Annotated in this window: 14 protein-coding genes; 9 read left to right on the plus strand and 5 right to left on the minus strand. The window is 67.6% G+C overall.

The features are described from left to right. The first annotated feature begins 92 nt into the window (after positions 1-92). The 4 genes from leuS to IEX71_RS02210 all read left to right on the plus strand — a co-directional run bounded on the left by leuS (position 93) and on the right by IEX71_RS02210 (position 7504). Positions 93-2966: a leucine--tRNA ligase gene (gene leuS / locus IEX71_RS02195; protein WP_188835313.1), complete on the plus strand. Its 2874-nt coding sequence runs from the start codon at positions 93-95 to the stop codon at positions 2964-2966. A gap of 4 nt (positions 2967-2970) precedes the next feature. After that, positions 2971-3867, plus strand: coding sequence for a DegV family protein (locus IEX71_RS02200; RefSeq protein ID WP_188835314.1), 897 nt, complete (start codon positions 2971-2973; stop codon positions 3865-3867). 166 nt (positions 3868-4033) lie between these two features. Then, the gene (locus tag IEX71_RS22375) at positions 4034-5011 is read left to right on the plus strand and encodes a helix-hairpin-helix domain-containing protein (protein WP_189428303.1); all 978 of its coding nucleotides are present in this window, start codon (positions 4034-4036) and stop codon (positions 5009-5011) included. A 6-nt stretch (positions 5012-5017) separates the two neighbouring features. After that, positions 5018-7504 (plus strand): ComEC/Rec2 family competence protein, encoded by a 2487-nt coding sequence (locus IEX71_RS02210; RefSeq protein WP_188835315.1) that lies wholly within the window; start codon positions 5018-5020, stop codon positions 7502-7504. A gap of 23 nt (positions 7505-7527) precedes the next feature. Here the strand turns inward: IEX71_RS02210 and IEX71_RS02215 are convergent, their stop codons facing one another. After that, positions 7528-8448, minus strand: a complete 921-nt coding sequence (locus IEX71_RS02215; protein WP_188835316.1) for a LysR family transcriptional regulator — start codon at positions 8446-8448, stop codon at positions 7528-7530. 168 nt (positions 8449-8616) lie between these two features. Here IEX71_RS02215 and IEX71_RS02220 point away from each other — a divergent pair, with 168 nt between their 5' ends. Further along, entirely contained in the window at positions 8617-9462 is an 846-nt protein-coding gene (locus IEX71_RS02220) for an NAD-dependent protein deacetylase (protein ID WP_188835317.1), read from the plus strand. Positions 9463-9507: 45 nt separating this feature from the next. Here the strand turns inward: IEX71_RS02220 and lexA are convergent, their stop codons facing one another. Beyond that, positions 9508-10224 carry a transcriptional repressor LexA gene (lexA, locus tag IEX71_RS02225; protein ID WP_188835318.1) on the minus strand — a complete coding sequence of 239 codons (717 nt, stop codon included), beginning with the start codon at positions 10222-10224 and terminating at the stop codon, positions 9508-9510. 284 nt (positions 10225-10508) lie between these two features. Here lexA and IEX71_RS02230 point away from each other — a divergent pair, with 284 nt between their 5' ends. The 4 genes from IEX71_RS02230 (at position 10509) to IEX71_RS02245 (ending at position 15974) form a co-directional block, all read left to right on the plus strand. Continuing rightward, on the plus strand, positions 10509-10913 hold the full coding sequence (locus IEX71_RS02230; RefSeq protein WP_188835319.1) for a LysM peptidoglycan-binding domain-containing protein: 405 nt from the start codon (positions 10509-10511) through the stop codon (positions 10911-10913). Positions 10914-11191: 278 nt separating this feature from the next. Beyond that, positions 11192-11680 carry a transcriptional regulator NrdR gene (gene nrdR, locus IEX71_RS02235; RefSeq protein ID WP_188835320.1) on the plus strand — a complete coding sequence of 163 codons (489 nt, stop codon included), beginning with the start codon at positions 11192-11194 and terminating at the stop codon, positions 11678-11680. 101 nt (positions 11681-11781) lie between these two features. After that, the gene (locus tag IEX71_RS02240; RefSeq protein WP_188835321.1) at positions 11782-14691 is read left to right on the plus strand and encodes a vitamin B12-dependent ribonucleotide reductase; all 2910 of its coding nucleotides are present in this window, start codon (positions 11782-11784) and stop codon (positions 14689-14691) included. 290 nt (positions 14692-14981) lie between these two features. Beyond that, positions 14982-15974, plus strand: a complete 993-nt coding sequence (locus tag IEX71_RS02245) for a LacI family DNA-binding transcriptional regulator (RefSeq protein WP_268235919.1) — start codon at positions 14982-14984, stop codon at positions 15972-15974. 19 nt (positions 15975-15993) lie between these two features. Here IEX71_RS02245 and IEX71_RS02250 read toward each other — a convergent pair whose 3' ends face one another. The 3 genes from IEX71_RS02250 to IEX71_RS02260 are packed head-to-tail and all read right to left on the minus strand — an operon-like array spanning position 15994 to position 19134. After that, positions 15994-16845, minus strand: coding sequence for a carbohydrate ABC transporter permease (locus IEX71_RS02250; protein ID WP_188835322.1), 852 nt, complete (start codon positions 16843-16845; stop codon positions 15994-15996). Continuing rightward, entirely contained in the window at positions 16835-17788 is a 954-nt protein-coding gene (locus IEX71_RS02255; protein ID WP_229749387.1) for a carbohydrate ABC transporter permease, read from the minus strand. The genes IEX71_RS02250 and IEX71_RS02255 overlap by 11 nt, the downstream gene beginning before the upstream one ends. Then, complete coding sequence (locus tag IEX71_RS02260) at positions 17785-19134, minus strand: ABC transporter substrate-binding protein (RefSeq protein ID WP_188835323.1); 1350 nt, start codon at positions 19132-19134, stop codon at positions 17785-17787. The genes IEX71_RS02255 and IEX71_RS02260 overlap by 4 nt, the downstream gene beginning before the upstream one ends. Positions 19135-19269 lie beyond the last annotated feature (135 nt).

The following is a 19269-nucleotide window of genomic DNA, read 5'->3' on the forward strand; positions in this document are numbered from 1 at the left end:
CTGCGACGAGGGGTCTTTTCCTTGGGTTCATGACAACGCAGCGCGAGTCCGACGCGCACGCCACTTGCTCACTTGTAAAGGACAGATCGACCATGACCGACGAGCAGCCCGCACACCGCTACACGCCTGCGCTGGCGAACGAGATCGAGCGCTCCTGGCAGGACCACTGGGAGGAGCACCGCACCTTCGAGGCGCCGAATCCCGCCGGGCCGTGGGCCGATCCGCAGGCGGTCGGGGACCGGCCGAAGTTCATGGTGCAGGACATGTTCCCTTACCCGAGCGGCGACGGTCTGCATGTCGGGCACCCACTGCCGTTCATCGCGACCGACGTCTACGCCCGCTATCAGCGGATGACCGGCAAGAACGTCCTCTACACCCAGGGTTTCGATGCGTTCGGCCTGCCGGCCGAGCAGTATGCCGTCAAGACCGGGCAGCATCCGCGCAAGACGACCGAGGACAACATCGTCAACTTCACCCGGCAGGTGCGCATGCTGGGTCTGTCGCACGATCCGCGGCGCAAGATCCAGACGATCGATCCGGGCTTCTACAAGTGGACTCAGTGGATCTTCACCAAGATCTACAACGCCTGGTACGACGACCGCGCCGGCAAGGCCCGGCCGATCGAGGAGCTGACCGCGGCATACGAGTCAGGCGACGTCCCGACCCCGAACGGCCGGCCGTGGTCGGAGCAGACCGACGACGAGCGATGTGAGGCCATCGACAGCCGGCGGTTGGCCTACAAGAAGGAAGTGCCGGTCAACTGGGCGCCGGGGCTGGGCACCGTGGTCGCCAACGAGGAAGTCACCAACGAAGGCCTGACCGAGCGCGGTGACATGCCGGTCTTCCAGCGCAGTCTGTCCCAGTGGATGATGCGGATCACCGCGTATGCCGATCGACTGGCCGACGACCTGGACCGCGTCGACTGGACCGAGTCGATCAAGGTCATGCAGCGCAACTGGATCGGCCGCTCGCACGGCGCATCGATCGAGTTCGCGGTCGATGACGCCCACGACCGGATCGAGGTCTTCACGACTCGTCCCGACACCATCTTCGGTGCGACGTTCATGGTGCTCGCCCCCGAGCATCCGCTGGTCGACTCACTGGCACCGGCGGCGTGGCCCGACGGCACCCAGCCGTCCTGGACCGGCGGCGCGGACACTCCGCGCGAAGCCGTCTCGGCATACCGGCTGGCGACCTCTCGCAAGTCCGAGCTGGAGCGGCAGACCGAGGACGCCAAGGCCAAGTCCGGTGTCTTCACCGGTGCGTTCGCGACCAATCCGGTGTCAGGAGAACGTGTCCCGGTCTTCATCGCCGACTACGTGCTGATGGGTTATGGCACCGGTGCCGTCATGGCGGTCCCCGCCGAGGACCCACGCGACTGGGACTTCGCCAAGAAGTACGACCTGCCGCACGTGCGCACCGTGCAGCCCGCAGAGGGCCACGACGAAGACACGGCCTATACCGGCCACGGCCCGATGATCAATTCGTCCAACGATCGGGTGTCGTTGGACGGCAAGGACACCGAGGACGCCAAGCAGACGGTCATCGATTTCCTGGAGAGCGAGGGTGTTGGTCGCGGCACCGTCACCTACAAGCTGCGCGACTGGCTGTTCAGCCGGCAGCGCTACTGGGGCGAGCCGTTCCCGATCGTCTACGACGAGGACGGCGTCGCCCACGCGCTGCCCGAGTCCATGCTGCCGGTGGAGCTGCCGGACGTCGCCGACTACTCACCCAAGACCTACGAGCCCGATGACGCCGCCTCCAACCCGGAGTCGCCGTTGAGCCGTGCGACCGAGTGGGTCGACGTCGAGCTCGACCTGGGCGATGGCCCGAAGAAGTACCGCCGAGAGACCGACACCATGCCCAACTGGGCCGGATCCTGTTGGTACGAGCTGCGATACACCGACCCGGCGAACTCCGACCGCTTCGTCGACCCGGAGGTCGAGCAGTACTGGATGGGTCCCGGCCGCGGTGCGGGCGAAGGTGTCGCGGGAGACCCCGGCGGTGTCGATCTCTACGTCGGTGGACCCGAGCACGCAGTGCTGCACCTGCTCTACGCGCGCTTCTGGCACAAGGTGTTGTTCGACCTGGGCGAGGTCAGCTCGGAGGAGCCGTTCCGTCGCCTGTTCATCCACGGTTACGTGCAGGCCTATGCGTTCCGGGACGGTCGCGGGCAGCCGGTGCCGGCGGCCGAGGTCGTCGAGCACGGCGAGGGCAAGGACCTGACCTTCACCTGGAACGGCGCACCGGTCAGTCGCGAATACGGGAAGATGGGCAAGTCGCTCAAGAACGTCGTGACTCCCGACGAGATGTCCGCCGAGTACGGCGCAGACACCTTCCGGGTGTTCGAGATGTCGATGGGCCCGCTGGACATTTCCCGCCCGTGGGAGACACGCGCTGTCGTCGGGTCGCAGCGTTTCCTGCAACGACTGTGGCGCAACGTGATCGACGAGGAGACCGGCGAGCTGCGCGTGTCCGACGAGGCTCCGTCGCAGGAGCTGGGTCGCGCACTGGCGAAGGCGATCGATGGCGTCGGCAAGGACTACGAGTCGCTGCAGTTCAACACGGCGATCGCCAAGCTGATCGAGTTGAACAACGCCCTGACCAAGGCGTCCGCGGAGGCGCCCGCGCCGCGCTCGGTCGTCGAGCCGCTGGTGCTGATGACGGCACCCGTCGCACCGCACATCGCCGAAGAACTCTGGTCCCGGCTTGGCCACGAGTCGTCGTTGTCGCACGAGGACTTCCCGGTGGCAGACGAGTCGATGCTGGTCGACGAGACCGTCACGTGCGTCGTCCAGGTCCAGGGCAAGGTGCGCGATCGCCTCGAGGTCTCGCCGGACATCTCCGACGCCGACCTGGAAGCACTGGCACGTGCCAGCGAGAAGATCGCAGCAGCGGTGGGGGACAAGCAGATCCGCAAGGTGATTGTGCGCGCTCCCAAGCTCGTCAACCTCGTCGTCGGCTGAATACATGTCCGTAGCAGTGGTGACCGACTCGACGGCATATCTGCCGTCGGGCGTCGCCGCCGTGCACGGCATCTCGGTCGTGCCGATGCGCCTGGCCATCGGCGGGGTCTCGTATGACGAAGGCCGTGGCGTCACGGCCGAGGAGGTCGCGCAGGCGTTGCGGGACTTCGTCCCGGTCTCGACCTCCCGGCCGTCGCCGGCGGTCTTCAGCCAGGTCTATGACGCACTGGCCGAGGCCGGGCACGACGCGATCGTGTCGGTGCACGTGTCGTCGCAGATGTCGGCGACCTTGTCATCGGCACAGCTTGCGGCGCGCGACTCGCGCATCCCCGTGACGGTCATCGATAGCGAAACCATCGGTATGGCAATGGGTTTCGGTGTCATTGCGGCCGCGGAGACAGCGGCGTCGGGTGCGGCAGCCGCAGATGTCGCGGCGGCGGCACGGCGCCATACAGGGGGGTCCACGACCGTCTTCTATGTCGACACCCTGGAGCACCTGCGGCGTGGCGGGCGGATCGGCCGTGCGTCGGCACTGATGGGATCGGCGCTCGCGATCAAACCGTTGCTGACCGTGCGGGACGGGCACATCGAGCCGTTGGAGCGGGTGCGCACGACCAACAAGGCACTGGCCCGGCTGGTGCAGCACGCGGTCGACACCGTCGAGGAGCTTCAGGAGCAGGACGACCTCGACGGCGTGGACGTGGCGGTCCACCACCTCGACTCGCGTGACCGCGCCGAGACCTTGATCGAGCAGCTGGCCGAACGACTGCCGAAGGCGCGACGGATGTTGCTCGTCGAGCTCGGTGCGGCGGTGGGCGCGCACGTGGGTCCGGGCACGCTCGCCGTCGTGGTGACGCCCCGATTCATCGGGCGCACCCGCATCGTCGGTTCGTCCGACTGACCGAAGACCTCGCGCCCGTGTGTGGTGCGTTGTCCACATCCCCTTCCGCGGGCCTGGTTTTCCACAGGCGGGCCGTCGGCCGCGGCGCGGACTTCGTTCTGCTGCCTAGTGTTCCACGCATGGAAGTTCATCTTCAGCATGCACCGCAGGCGTGGGAGTAGGCCCGATGGCACGCTCACGTGGGGAGGAAGGCACACCGGACCGGTTGGCGGCGGTGCTCGAGGAGATCGAGGCGGTCCGCCGGGCACCGGGGTGGGTGCCGTCAGAGGAGTCGGTCGTCGACGAGCCGCGGTCCAGGGTCGCTGACCTGCCGCGACGGGTCGCGGCGACGCGGCGCGCGGAACGCACCGAGCCGACCCGGCGAGGGGGCCGGCATGCCGCCGGGGTCGGCGGCGACGAGTTGCGGCCGCGTGAACCGTTGCTGCGGCCGCCGGAGCCGCTCATCGGCGCGCAGGTGGCACCGAGTCGACTTGCGGTCATCGGGGCGCTGATCCTGCTGTCGGTCGCCGCCCTGGTTTTCGGCGGGCGGGTCCTGTGGGCACGTGCTTCGGCGCAGCCACACCCGGTCGCGGCGACCGGATCCTCGTCGGCATCGGCCGGCACCGCTCGGTCGACCGATGCAGGACGTCCGTCGGCCCGGGCAGGGTTCGGTGTGGCCTCGAAGTCGGCCAGTGCCGCGCCGTCGACGCTGGTGGTGCAGGTGGTCGGCCAGGTGCGCAAGCCCGGCGTGGTTCACGTCAAGGCCGGTTCGAGGGTGCAGGACGTTGTGTCCGCAGCCGGCGGCGCACTGTCGGGTGCAGACCTGTCGGCCATCAATCTGGCTCGGGTGGTGGCCGACGGTGAGCAGATCCAGGTGCCCAAACCCGGTGAGCACCCGTCACCGCCACAGCAGCCGGCCGGGTCGGCGCCATCCGGTGCCGGTGGCCCGAACGCCGCAGGAGATACCCCGAGCGTCGTCGATCTCAACACCGCCGACGAGACCGCTCTGGAGGGCCTGCCGGGAGTGGGTCCGGTGATGGCGCAACGCATTCTGCAGTGGCGCGCCGACAACGGCCGGTTCAGCACGGTCGACGAGTTGGGCGAGGTCAGCGGCATCGGCGACAAGACGCTGGAGCAGTTGCGTCCGCTGGTGACCGTCGGTTGACGGGCTGTGCGCGTCCTCGACGCAGTCGTCGAACGGGTCCGTCGCCGGACTGAGGGCGGCTCGGCGCAACGTCAGTCCCTCGACCTGAGGTTGTTCACAGCGGCAGCAGTGGCCTGGCCGGTCACTCTCGTCGCGCTCCGGTTGCCTGCTGTCGCGAGTGCAGCGATCGCCGCAGCCGGTGCGCTGCTCGCGGGTGGGCTCGTGGTGCGGGGGCGCCGCGGCGCTGTGCGGGCGGGGGACCGCGTCGGTCTCGGCCGACACGGCGGCGTGGACGGGCCGGCCGGCCCCGATCGCCGGGGTCGGGTGCTCGAGACGGTCGCATTGGCAGCTGCCGCGGTCGCGGTCACCTGCACCGCGACCGCGGGGCACCTGATCACCCGTCAGGCGGGCACTGTCGACCGACTCGCCGCACAACGCGCGATCGTCCGCGTCGAAGGCGTCGTCACCTCCGACCCTCGGCCGGTGGCCGCCGGCCTGAGCGGTCACCGAAGCCTGGTCATCGCGAAGTTCTCTGTCCGGCAGATCATCGGCCGCGGCATGCGCAGTGCGCCGCACACACCCGTTCTGGTGCTGGGCGACGAACGATGGCTGTCGGTGCACTGGCACGAGCGAGTCGCGGTCGCGGGCCGCCTCCGACTGGCGGACCCTGGCGAAGACATCGAGGCAGTGCTGACCGCGCGCGGCCCACCCCGGGTCGTGGGCGGCGCCGGGCCGCTCTTCGACGCCGTCGAATCGGTGCGCAGTGACATGCGCACCGCCACCGAGGGACTGCCGTCCGATCCGCGCGGGCTCGTGCCCGCGCTTGTGATGGGTGACACCTCACGCCTGCCGCAGGACCTCAACGACGACATGCGGGCCACCGGTATGACGCATCTCAACGCGGTCTCCGGCTCCAACGTCACCATGGTGCTGCTGGCCACGATGTGGGTCGCGGGTTGGCTACGCATCCGGGGCAGATGGCGGCTGGTCGTCGCTGTCGTGGCCCTGGGACTGTTCGTGCTCCTGTGCCGCCCCGAGCCATCGGTCGTGCGGGCTGCCGTGATGGGTGTCGTCGGGCTCGTCGGTATGTCGCTGGCCCGACGCACCGCGGGTCCGCCGGTGCTGGCCGCGGCCGTCCTGGTGCTGCTGGTGATCGATCCGTGGCTCGCGGCCTCCTACGGCTTTGCGCTGTCGACACTTGCCACCGCGGGGCTGCTCTTCTTCGCGCGGCCGTGGGCCGATCTGATGGCGCGCTTCCTGCCACGACCCCTGGCGCCCTTGGCGGAGGCGGTCGCCATACCGATGGCGGCACAGGCGATGTGCGCGCCGGTGATCGTGCTGTTGCAGGGCTCAGTCAGTCTGATCGGCATACCGGCGAACGTGCTGGCCGCTCCGTTGGTCGCACCGGCCACGATGTGTGGCGTCGTCACCGTGTTGCTGGCACCGGTGAGCGTCGACCTCGCCCGGCTGACCGCGTGGTTGGCGGCGCTGCCCACGGCTGGCATCGCGTGGGTGGCACACACCTGCGCACGAGTGCCGCTGGGCATGCTGCCGTGGCCGGACGGAGCGTTCGGCGCGGTGTTGCTCGCCGTGCTCACCCTGGTGCTGTTGTGCACGGGCGCGTGGTTGCTGCGCACCCTGTGGGTGCGTCCCTACCTGGCGGGCGCGGGTGCGGTGCTCGCGGCCGCCGCTTGGGCGCCGACCCCGGTGAGTGGCTGGCCGCCACCCGGTTGGGTCTATGTCGCCTGCGACGTCGGCCAGGGCGACGGGGGAGTGCTCGCGACCGGCCCCGGGCACGCACTGGTGGTCGACACGGGCCCCGAACCCGCGGCCATGGATCGTTGCCTCGACCGATTGCGGATCGAGGTGGTGGACGCGGTCGTCCTCACGCATTTCCATGCCGACCACGTCGGCGGTTTGCAGGCGGTCTTCGACGGTCGACAGGTGCGGGCGCTCTACGCCACCCCGGTGTCGTCGATCGACCCGACGAACGCCGACGACGAGGCGAGTGAGGAGCCGTTGGTCCGCTCGATCGCCGCGCGACACGGCCTGGCCGTACAGACCTTGGCGACCGGCGACATCCTGGACATCGGTTCCGTCCACGCACTCGTGCTCGGTCCGAGTCGTCTGATCCACGCTGGTTCGGTCCAGAACAACGCCAGCGTGGTGCTCGACGTGCGGACCCACGGTCTGCGGTTGCTGATGACCGGCGACATCGAGAAGGAAGCAGCTGCAATGGTACTCGCCCAGTTGAAGCGACTACCCGACGCGCCAGGCGTCGATGTGTTGAAGGTGCCGCACCACGGTTCGGCCAACCAGGATTCGGAGCTCGAACACTATGTGCGCGCGCCGCTCGCGGTGATCAGTGTCGGCGCGCACAACGACTACGGGCATCCGGCGCCGCGCACTCTCGATCTGCTGCGGGACAGCGGCTCGACGGTGGAGCGCACGGATCGCGGCGGCGACATCGCGATCATCGCCCGCAACGGCGCGCCGCTGGTGGCCCGGCAGTGACCGGGTCGGTCAGCGGCAGGCGCTCAGGAGCAGAGGCTCTTGGTGCGTGCGGCTTCGCACAGCGCGTCCAGGGTGGCAGACACAGCCGGCACACGTTGCAGGTCCGGCGTGGTGACGGCATACACCGAGCGCCGCGACGCGGGATCCATCGGCAGGGTGACCACGCCGGTGTTGCCGGCCGACCGGCGGATCAGGTCGGGGATCAGTGCCACGCCCAGGCCCTCGGAGACCAGGCCGAGCACCGCGACGTAGTCCTCGGTCTCGAAGGCGACATCCGGGTTGAACCCGGCGCGCTCGGCGAGTGACAACAGGTGGCCGCGACATCGTGGGCAGCCGGCGATCCACGGCTCACCGGCCAAGTCGGCGAGCTTGACCTTCTTCGACTTCGCCTTCGGGTGGTTCAGCGGCAGGGCCAGTCGAACCTCGTCGTCGAGCAGTTTGCGCGTGACGAACGCGTCCAGGTCTTCCTCACCACGGGCCAGATCGGTGCCTTCGTAGGCGAAGGCGACCGCCACGTCGCACTCGCCCGACCGCAGCGCGGCCAGCGATTCCGGCGGCTCGGCCTCGGTGAAGCTGACCTCCACGTCCGGGAAGCGTTTCTTGACGAGTGACAGTGCCCGCGGCACCAGTGTCGACGACGAAGACGGGAAGGCCATCAGTCGCACCCGGCCGGCGCGCAGACCGGCGATGGCGGCCACCTCTGACTCGGCCGCGTCGAGCGCGGCCAGCACCGGATTGGCGTGCCGCGCGAGCACCTGGCCGGCCTCGGTGAGCCGGACGCTGCGGCCGAGGCGCTCGACCAGCACCGTGCCGGTGCGGTCCTCCAGTCGTCGGACCATCTGCGAGATGGCCGGCTGCGAATAGCCCAGTGAGGCCGCTGCAGCCGTGAAACTGCCGTGGTCGCTGATGGCCTTGATGACTCGGAGTCCAGCGGCGTCGATCATGCACCAGAGAATAACATTTCGTTATCCTGATCGACGAATTTTCCCACATTGCTAATCCATGCTTCTCGCGACGCCGCGTGGCCGCCCGCCAGGTGGCGGTCATCGGCGGCTCGGCCTGCCGCGCGGCCGGCAGCGCTCCCGCGCGATGCGATGTGAGATCTTGGCAGCGTGGTGACCACGGATCCGGCAGCCCTGGCCGAGCTGGTGAGCGGTGGCGGCGTGCTCGCGCTCACCGGAGCCGGCCTGTCGACCGACTCCGGCATACCCGACTATCGCGGCGCCGACGGCAAACGGCGCTTCCAACCGATGACCGCGCAGGAACTACTCGCGACGCCTGCTGCCAGGCAGCGTTATTGGGCACGTTCGTATGTCGGCTGGCCACGCTTCGCGGCAGCGGAGCCGAATGCCGGGCACACGGCGGTGGCGAGCCTGCAAGGTGCCGGACTGGTGGGACCGATCATCACCCAGAACGTCGACGGCCTGCATCAGGCCGCCGGCTCCCGTGGCGTCGCCGAGCTGCACGGCAGCCTCACCCACGTCGTGTGTATGCACTGCGGTGAGCGATATGACCGGTCGATGGTCGACGAGTGGTTGCAGCTGGCCAACCCGGACTTCGATCGGTCCGCCACCGGCGCGCTGCGGCCCGACGGCGATGTCGCGATCGCCGAGTCGCTCATCGGTGACTTCCGGCTGGCGCACTGCGTCGTGTGTGGCTCCGACCTGTTGAAGCCGGACGTGGTGATGTTCGGCGAGTCGGTGCCCAAGGATTTGGTCGAGCAGTGCTTCGCGCAGGTCGAGGCCGCCCGCGTGATTCTGGTGCTCGGGTCGTCGCTCGCCGTGATGTCCGGGTACCGCTTCATCCGGCGTGCCGTTCGGCGGGGCATCCCGGTGGCCGTCGTGACCCACGGATGGACGCGCGCCACCGACGAGGAGGTGTCGGTGCGCATCGACGCTCCGCTGGCAACCACGCTCACCGAACTGGCCGACTCGCTGGCCGGGCGTCGCGCGTCCTGAGGAGCACTGCCGGCGCCCGGCCGCGAAGGGCCGGCGTGTGGTGGGTCAGACGCGGCGCAGGACCGCGGTGACCTTGCCCAGGATCGTCGCGTCGTCACCATCGATGGGGTCGTAGGCGTCGTTGTGGGGGAGCAGCCACACCTTGCCGCGGGTCCGCTTGAACGTCTTGACCGTCGCCTCGTTGTCGAGCATCGCGGCCACGATGTCACCGTTGGTGGCGGTCGGCTGCTGCCGGACGACCACCCAGTCGCCGTCGCAGATGGCTGCGTCGACCATGGAGTCGCCGACGACCTTGAGGAGGAAGAGGTCGCCTTCGCCGACGATCTGCTTGGGCAACGGGAAGATGTCCTCGACGACCTGCTCGGCGAGGATCGGGCCTCCGGCGGCGATCCGCCCGACGACCGGAATGTATGACGCCTCGGGTCGCAGGTCGCCCAGACCGGTCTCGTCGATACCGGACTCCTGGGCTCCTCGGACACTCGATCCGCCGCGATAACCGCGGGTGTCTGTGGCGTCCGGGTCGATGACCTCCATGGCCCGCGGCCGGTTGGGATCACGACGCAGATAACCCTTGCGCTCGAGCATCGTCAGCTGGTGTGCGACGGAGCTCGGGCTGGTCAGGCCGACCGCGTCGCCGATCTCGCGCAGGCTCGGTGGATAGCCGCGCCGGTCAACGGAATTGCGGATCACCTGCAGCACCTTGCGCTGCCTCGTGGTCAGACTCTCACCGGTGCGGTCCGGAAGTTCGTGCACCTCAGCCATCGCTGTCATCTCCTCCTCGGCGAACAGTTCGCTCGAAGCGATCGGCGAGCGGCCTTCGCGGGCCGTTGTCGGGGCCGTTGTCGGTGGTCGGTGCTTGCCTTGGCTTCGTGAAAACAGCGTATGGGTTTCGGACACAGTTTCCAAACATCTGTACGACGCGTGTCTCGACGACGTCGAACGTTCGTGCTATACATCGGACAGACGTGCGATCGCACGCCTGTTCGGATCGGGTCCGTCATCCGAGCGGTGTGCACGAGTTCGCCCCGGAGCTTCAGGAGGAACAGATGAGTGCAGTTGCGTGGACCGAAGCGCCGGCCGACCTGCGTCAGGGTCGTCGGCACCTGCGAGCGGTTCCGACCGGCCCGGCGGCCCGTGGCGGCGGCCCCGTGGTCGGGGTGCGTGTCGAGCCGACCGGGTTGCGGTTGACCGCCCGCGGCCGCCGCCTCGTCGGCGTCCTGGTCGTCGTGGCTCTGCTGATCGGCGGTGGCGCGGCCGCACGGGCGTGGGCCACGACGCCGGCTCCGACGGTGCCCACCGTGACCGTGCACCAGGGCGAGACGCTGTCGGGTGTCGCACACCGGGCCTACCCGTCGATGCAGGTGTCCGATGCGGTCACGAAGGTGGCTCTCGCCAACGACCTCAACGGACTGCAGGTGAGCGCCGGACAGCAGCTGCGACTGCCGCGCTGAGTCGACACCGAAGCTCTGCTGCACGGTGGCGACACGCGGTGCTCCGACCGCCTGACCAGCGGTTTTCCGGCCCTCGGAGTCGAGTCTTGCACTTGGGGTGGGATCGGCCTAATATCCCTATATCTAGTAGTTACACGGATGAGATTCGTCCACATCTAGTCCACAAGCAGAGCGCGGTCGTCCCCAGTTCGTCCACCGATTACCCACAACCTCATCCACAGGGCGAGGTCCGGCGGTGACGGATTCGGGGCACCGGATCACGCGGAGAGGAGTCGTTCGTGCATTGTCCGTTCTGCCGACACGACGACAGTCGCGTCGTCGACAGCCGCACCAGTGAGGACGGCACCTGCATCAAGCGACGCAGGCAGTGCCCGAGTTGCGGCAAGCGGTTCTCGACCACCGAGACCGCGAGCCTCACGGTCGTCAAGAGGTCCGGTGCGAGCGAGCCGTTCAGCCGTCAGAAGGTGCTGCTCGGCGTCCGCAAGGCCTGCCAGGGCCGTCCGGTCAGCGAGGACCACCTGGCGTTGCTCGCCCAAGAGGTCGAGGAAGCCATCCGGGCGCAGGGCGCCGCCGAGATCGACGCGCATGACGTCGGTCTGGCCATCCTCGGTCCACTGCGCAGCCTCGACGAGGTCGCCTACCTCCGCTTCGCCTCCGTCTATCAGGCATTCGACGATCTCGAGGACTTCGAGTCGGCGATCGCGCTGCTCCGGGCGGAGCGACCGGCCACGGGCGTGGAGCCCGACCCCCAACACGTCGACGAGTGAACCGTCACCACCACTCGTTCCAGCACCGACGTAGCAGTACAACCACATCGCACACACCGCACAGCAGCAGTCGACCACCTGAGGTGGAAAGGAAGTTGGACATGACCGACACGGCAGATGCCAGCCCGAAGGCACAGCGCGCCGCACGCAAGGGGCTGACCGTCGAGCGCATTTTCACCACTCCCGGTGTGCACCCCTATGACGAGGTGACCTGGGAGCGCCGCGACGTCGTCCAGCAGAACTGGAAGACCGGCGAGACGATCTTCGAGCAGCGAGGCGTCGAGTTCCCCGACACCTGGTCGCTGAACGCCTCCACCATCGTCACCACCAAATACTTCCGTGGTGCCGTCGGCACCCCCGAGCGGGAGAGCAGCCTCAAGCAGCTCATCGACCGGGTCGTGCTGACCTACGCCCGCGCCGGCAAGGAGAACGGCTACTTCGCGACCGACGACGATGCCGAGATCTTCGAGCACGAGTTGACCTGGTCACTGCTGCACCAGGTGTTCAGCTTCAACTCGCCGGTCTGGTTCAACGTCGGCACCAAGTCGCCGCAACAGGTTTCGGCCTGCTTCATCCTCTCGGTCGACGACTCGATGGACTCGATCCTCAACTGGTACAAAGAAGAGGGCTTCATCTTCAAGGGCGGCTCGGGTGCCGGCCTCAACCTCTCCCGCATCCGTTCGTCCAAGGAGCTGCTGTCCTCGGGCGGCACGGCGTCCGGGCCGGTGTCGTTCATGCGCGGCGCCGACGCGTCGGCCGGCACGATCAAGTCCGGCGGTGCGACCCGTCGCGCGGCCAAGATGGTCGTGCTCGACGTCGATCACCCCGACATCGTCGAGTTCGTCGAGACCAAGGCCAAGGAAGAGGACAAGATCCGCGCGCTGCGCGATGCCGGCTTCGACATGGACCTCGGTGGTAAGGACATCACCTCCGTCCAGTACCAGAACGCCAACAACTCGGTGCGGGTCACCGACGAGTTCATGCGCGCGGTGGAGGACGGCAGCTCGTTCGGGCTGCGTGCCCGGCACTCCGGTGAAGTGATCGAAGAGGTCGACGCGCGCACGCTGTTCGACAAGATCAACAAGGCGGCATGGGAGTGCGCCGACCCGGGTCTGCAGTACGACGACACGATCAACGACTGGCACACCAACCCGGAGACCGGTCGGATCACCGCGTCCAACCCGTGCTCCGAATACATGTCGCTGGACAACAGCTCCTGCAACCTGGCGAGCCTCAACCTGCTGAAGTTCCTGCGCGAGGACGACACCTTCGACGCCGCGACCTTCCAGAAGGTCGCCGAGCTGGTCATCACCGCGATGGACATCTCGATCTGCTTCGCCGACTTCCCGACCGAGTCCATCGGTGACACCACGCGTGACTACCGTCAACTCGGCATCGGCTACGCCAACCTCGGTGCGCTGCTGATGGCCACCGGCCACGGCTACGACTCCGAGGGCGGTCGCTCGCTCGCCGCCTCGATCACTTCGCTGCTCACCGGCGCGTCCTACAAGCGCTCGGCCGAGCTGGCCGGGATCGTCGGCCCCTACAACGGTTTCGCCCGCAACGCCGAGGCGCACCAGCGCGTCATGCGCAAGCACCAGGCCGCCAATGACGCCGTGCGGACCCTGGACGCCATGGACTCCGAGGTGCACCGTTTCGCGACGAAGGCATGGGCCGACGTCATCGAGATCGGTGCCGAGAACGGCTTCCGCAACGCACAAGCCTCGGTGCTCGCGCCGACCGGCACCATCGGCTTCATGATGGACTGCGACACGACCGGCATCGAGCCGGACTTCTCGCTGGTCAAGTTCAAGAAGCTGGTCGGCGGCGGCTCGATGCAGATCGTCAACCAGACGATCCCGCGGGCCTTGAAGAAGCTCGGCTACCAGAACGAGCAGATCGAGGCCATCGTCGAGCACATCGCCGAGCACGGCCACGTCATCGACGCGCCAGGTCTGAAGCCCGAGCACTACGAGGTCTTCGACTGCGCGATGGGGGAGCGGGCGATCGCTCCGATGGGCCACGTGCGGATGATGGCGGCTGCCCAGCCGTTCCTCTCCGGTGCGATCTCCAAGACCGTCAACCTGCCGGAGACGGCGACCGTCGAGGACATCGCAGAGGTGCACCTCGAGGGCTGGAAGCTCGGCCTGAAGGCACTGGCCGTCTACCGCGACAACTGCAAGGTCGGCCAGCCGCTCTCCGACGGCAAGAAGTCGAAGAAGACCCAGGACGCCGAGCCGGAGAAGGTAGTCGAATACCGTCCGATCCGTCGCCGGCTGCCCAAGCGCCGCAAGAGCGAGACCACCTCGTTCGCGGTCGCGGGTGCCGAGGGCTACCTCACCGCCGGCACCTACGAGGACGGCAAGCTGGGCGAGCTCTTCCTCAAGCTCGGCAAGCAGGGCTCCACGCTCGCCGGCATGATGGACGCTTTCTCGATCGCCATCTCGGTCGGCCTCCAGTACGGCGTGCCGCTGGAGACGTATGTCGAGAAGTTCACCAATCTCCGCTTCGACCCGGCCGGCATGACCGACGACCCGGACGTCCGGATGGCGCAGTCGATCATGGACTACGTTTTCCGCCGGTTGGCACTGGACCACCTCGACTTCGAGACCCGGTCCTTCATGGGTATCCACACGGCCGAGGAGCGGGCCCGCCAGCTGGAGACCGGCTCCTACTCCCCGGAGGTCGAGGCCTCGGACGAAGAGGTCTCCGACGAACTGGACTCCTACTCCCAGTCGATCGGCGCCACCACGCGTCGCGACGACGAGAGCAGCGAGGCGAGTGGCACCGCCAAGCAGACCGAAGCGCCGGAGGCGGACGTCCGATCCGGTTCGGGTGCCGCCGACGCACGAGCGGTCTCCGGTGAGATCCACTCGTCGGCTGAGTTGCTCGAACGCTTCCAAGGCAAGGCCGCCGACGCGCCGATGTGCATGACCTGCGGGACGAAGATGCGCCCGGCCGGCTCGTGCTACGTCTGCGAAGGTTGTGGCTCGACCAGCGGTTGCAGCTGAGACGGAAAGAGGACGATTCGTCCTGCGACGGTGAGGCTCGCCTGAGCCGTCGATGACGGCGATGACGTCGAACGATAGGACCGCCCCACGGCACTGCGCCGTGGGGCGGTCTTTGCGTCGCCAGCAGGCACCCGCGAAGCGTCTGCCGGCTCTCCCATCAGGGCACGTTTCGCGCCATACCGCTCGGAGCGTTTCGAGTAAACGATTTCCCAGAGTAGTCTCCAGTCCCGGGGAGCAGAGCGCCGCGGGAATCGGCCCGCGCGACAACGAGGAGGATCGCCATCGTCACCATCAAGGACGTTGCGGCACGTGCTGGTGTGTCGGTGGCGACGGTGTCCCGCACGCTCAACAATCAGGAGACCGTCGACGCCGACCTTGCGGACCGGGTCCGCGCTGCCGCCGCCGAGCTCGGTTATCGACGCAATGGACTGGCCCGGAGCCTGCGCCTGCAGCGCGCGGATGTGTGGGCGCTGATCATCTCCGACATCGCGAACCCGTTCTTCACCGCGATCGCGCGTGGCGTGGAGGATGTCGCGCAACGTGAAGGCTTCTCGGTCGTGCTCTGCAACACCGACGAGGACCCCGCGAAGGAAGCCCAATATCTCGAGGTCGCCGAGCAGGAACAGGTCAGCGGAGTCATCCTGTCTCCCAACGAGATCGGCAGCGACATCTCTCAGCTCACCCGGCTCGGCGTTCCGGTGGTCGCCGTCGACCGTCCGTTGCGCGAGCGGGTCGACTCCGTCCTGGTGCGGTCCGCGGCCGGCGCGCAGGAAGCGACCGAGCACCTCATCGACGCAGGCTGGCGCCGGCCGGCCTGCATCACCGGCCCGGAGACCGCGCAGACCGCCATACAGCGACTGACCGGCTATCGGCGTGCGCTCGTCGCTCGCAAGAAGCGGCCGGCGGCGAGCCTGGTGCGGCACGCCGACTACCGCGCGGACCGAGCCGCCACCGCGACCGCAGAACTCATGGACGGGCGCAACCCGCCCGACTCCTTCTTCGTCGCCAACTCCGAGATGGCACTCGGTGTCCTGCAGGAGCTGCGCCGACGTGGACTGCGGGTGGGGGAGGACGTCGGTCTGGTCGCGTTCGACAATGCGCCGTGGACCGCGTTCACCGATCGGCCGTTGTCGGTCGTTGCCCAGCCGGCATACGAAATGGGTGTGCTGGCAGGCGAATTGCTCATCGAGCGGGTCGGCGTGCCCCTTGATCAGCAGCCCGCGCCCCGCGTGCGGCGGCTGCCGACCGAGCTCATCGTGCGCGGCAGCTCACTGCGCCCCTGAGATCCAGCGTGGGCGTGATCTACTTCAGGCCGCTGCTCTTCATCGAGTCCACCAGCCACCGCTGCCCGAGCAGGAAGACGATGATCGTCGGCAGCACCGCGACCAGCGAACCGGCCAGCACGTAGTTGTATGCCGACGCGTATTGCCCCTGCAGGCTCGCCATACCGGTCTGCACGACATACAGGTCGGGGTTCGAGGTGATGACCAACGGCCACAGGAACGCGTTCCAGTTCGCCAGGAAGAACAGCACCGACAACGAGGCCAGGGCCGGGCGGGACAACGGCAGCACGACGTGCCAGAACAACCGCGGGTAGCCGCACCCGTCGAGCGCCGCGGCGTCCTCGAGTTCGCTGGGGAAGTTCAGGTAGTACTGCCGCAGCAGGAAGATGCCGAAGGCGTTGAAGATCATCGGCACGATGAGCCCGGCGAAGTTGTCCAGCATGCCGAGCGTCTTGGCGATCAGGAAGAGCGGCACCAGGATGACCGGCAGCGAGACCAGCATGGTCGACACCATCGCTCCGAGGACCAGGCTGTTACCGCGAAAACGCAACCGCGCCAACGCATATGCCGCCATCGAGTGGAAGAGCAGCGCCGCGGCGGTGACGACGACAGAGACGATCGCGCTGTTCATCAGGTAGCGCGGGAACGACACCTCGGTCAGCACGTACTTCAGGTTGTCCCACGTCCAGTGCGACGGCATCCCGGAGGAGAAGGACTCGCCGGACGGCTTGAAGGCCGTCAGCAACAGCCAGAAGATCGGGAAGAAGGTCAGCAGGGCCAGCGCCCACGCGACCACCGCGCGCAGCGTCGTGCCGTTGCGCCACCGCCTGGTGCGACGCACGGTCGTGGGGCTCGAACTGTCAGCGAGCATGGAAGCGTCCTCCTCCGGTCGCTTTGAACAGCACAGCGGTGACGGCCACCAGGAACGCCACGAGCATCACCGTGATGGCGGCCGCGTAGCCGAAATGCCCGAAACTGAAGGCCTGTTGATAGATGTAGAAGACGACCGTGGACGTCTGGTTGTCCGGGCCGCCCTTGGTCAGCACGTAGACCAGATCGAACGCCTGGAGCCCGGTGACCGAGGCGACCAGTGACGTGATCAGCACGAAGAAGCTGGTGGGTCCGAGCAGTGGCCAGATCACGTGGCGGAATCGCTGCCACGCTCCCGCGCCGTCGACGCGGGCCGCGTCCAGGTGCTCGCCCTCGATGTCGTTGAGGCCGGCCATGAACAGCAGCATCTGGTATCCCATCGAGTACCAGACACTGATGAAGACGTATGTCGCAAGCGCCCACTTCGGGTCGCCGAGGAACGACACGTCACCCAGGCCGAACGGTCGCGCTGCATGCGTGAGCACACCCTGCTTGTCGACCAGCAGGAACTGCCAGAGCAGGCCGATGACGACCAGACTCAGCGCGTTGGGCAGGAAGAACAGTGTGCGGACCGCGGCCACGCCCGGGAACTTGTTCCAGACCAGCAGCGCCAGGCCCAGGCCGGCGACGAAGGAGAGCGGCACGAAGAGGACGACATACTTGACCGTCACCCAGATCGCCCGCGAGAGCATCGGATCCGACAGCATGCGATGGAAGTTGTCCAGGCCGATCCACCGGTAGTTGCCGAACCCGTCTACGTCGAAGAGCGACAGGGCGAGCGCGAAAACCATTGGTAGCGCGACGAAGAGCAGCAGGCCGACGGCGTCCGGTGCGAGGAACAACCACGCCGCACGGGTCTCCCGGCGCCGTCGGGTGGTCCCTGTGCCTGATGCCGTCGATGTCGATGAGGCGCGTTCGGACAGAGCCTTGGCTGACGTTGTCACAGGATCGAGCCACCTCGATAGGTCAGGAGAAAGTTGTCGATCACGTCGGAGGCTTCACGTGCCGCCTGCTGCGGATCCTTGCCACTGAGCTGGGTGCCCTGTATGGCGTCCGAGATCGCCTTGTAGACCTCGGGCGGATAGCGGGGCTCCGAACGCAGCGTCGGCGCGATCTGCGTCGCGAACGTCTCGAGTACGCCGGACGTGAACGCATCGTGGGCCTCCGCCGCCTTGCGTACGCTCGCGCGTGGCGGCAGGTTCGTCTTGGCGACCGTGTTCCACTTGCGAGCACGGTCGATGCCGGCCCGGTCGGTGCTGGCCAGCGCCCATGCGACGAACTCCGCGGCCGCTTCGGGATTCTTGCCCTTCGCGTTGACGGCGAACGCCCACCCGCCGCCGTCGGTGACGTGCTTGCCACCGTCCGGAATGGGCAATGGGAAGATCCCGTAGTCGAACTTCGGTGCCTGCAGTTTCAGGTCCGCGACCGCCCAGATGCCGGATTGCTGCATCGCGCAGTACCCGGCCGCGAGGTTCGACGGGGTGTCGCCGGAGCCACCGCCGAGCGCGGACTTCGGAGCGATGTGCCGGCGCTGCGTCTCCTGCCAGAAGCCGAGCGCGTTACGTGCGGCGGTGGAGTCGAAGGTGCTCTTGCCGTCCTTGACGGCGCCACCGCCGCCCTGCCAGAGGAACGGGTACCAGACGAAGTTCTGGTAGTAGCCCGGCAAGGTCTCGAACATCGCACCGAAACGGCTCTTCGTGGTGAGCTTCGTTGCCAACGAAAGGAATTGGTCCCAGGTCTTCGGCAGGTCGCCCTCAGCGACATGGGCCTTCTCGAAGGCTCGTCTGTCGTAGTAGATGACCAGCGGTTCGATCTCCATGGGCAGCGCGTAGACGCGCCCGTCCACGGTGCGGGTGTCGAGCGCACCCGGGACATAGTCGGCACGCACACCCTTCGGGAGGAACGGCGTCAGGTCCAGCAGGGCGCCGCCGTTCTGGTAACGCAGGAAGTCTCCAGGACTGAGCAGGAAGATGTCTGGGCCGGAGCCCGCCGAGAATGCCGTTTGCAGCGTATTGCCGTTGATGTACGCCGCATTGGCGATGAACCGGGGGCGGACCTTGACGTCGTTGTTGCGGTTCCACTCGCCGATGACGGAGGTGAACCAGTCGCTCGTCGGGGAGGGTGTGGGGCTGGGACCGTAGAAGTTCCAGAAGGACAGCTCATCGGTGTTGTTGTCGTCGCCGCACCCGCTCAGCAGTGCGGCGGCACCTGCTCCGGCGACGGAGCCGAGGAGCGCGCGCCGGCTGGGCCGGCCGGCGGTGGGTGGAGGCGGCTGGACCGGTCTCGTCATGTGTCAGGAGCCCTCAATCGGTAACGAGGCTTGCCGGGGCGGAGCAGCAGCTCCGAGAAAACGATTACTGACCATACGGACCACGCCTGCTCGGGTCAAGGGGTCATTGTGATGCAACTCACTGGAAGCGGTTGA

It is taken from the genome of Flexivirga endophytica (assembly GCF_014640635.1).
In the GTDB taxonomy this organism is placed as follows: Bacteria; Actinomycetota; Actinomycetes; order Actinomycetales; family Dermatophilaceae; genus Flexivirga; species Flexivirga endophytica.

Excerpts from the sequence above, each read along its gene's own strand:
- leuS (WP_188835313.1), top strand. The coding sequence starts at position 93 with ATGACCGACGAGCAGCCCGCACACCGCTACACGCCTGCGCTGGCGAAC.
- IEX71_RS02200 (WP_188835314.1), top strand. The coding sequence starts at position 2,971 with ATGTCCGTAGCAGTGGTGACCGACTCGACGGCATATCTGCCGTCGGGC.
- IEX71_RS22375 (WP_189428303.1), top strand. The coding sequence starts at position 4,034 with ATGGCACGCTCACGTGGGGAGGAAGGCACACCGGACCGGTTGGCGGCG.
- IEX71_RS02215 (WP_188835316.1), bottom strand. The coding sequence starts at position 8,448 with ATGATCGACGCCGCTGGACTCCGAGTCATCAAGGCCATCAGCGACCAC.
- lexA (WP_188835318.1), bottom strand. The coding sequence starts at position 10,224 with ATGGCTGAGGTGCACGAACTTCCGGACCGCACCGGTGAGAGTCTGACC.
- IEX71_RS02230 (WP_188835319.1), top strand. The coding sequence starts at position 10,509 with ATGAGTGCAGTTGCGTGGACCGAAGCGCCGGCCGACCTGCGTCAGGGT.
- IEX71_RS02240 (WP_188835321.1), top strand. The coding sequence starts at position 11,782 with ATGACCGACACGGCAGATGCCAGCCCGAAGGCACAGCGCGCCGCACGC.
- IEX71_RS02250 (WP_188835322.1), bottom strand. The coding sequence starts at position 16,845 with ATGCTCGCTGACAGTTCGAGCCCCACGACCGTGCGTCGCACCAGGCGG.
- IEX71_RS02260 (WP_188835323.1), bottom strand. The coding sequence starts at position 19,134 with ATGACGAGACCGGTCCAGCCGCCTCCACCCACCGCCGGCCGGCCCAGC.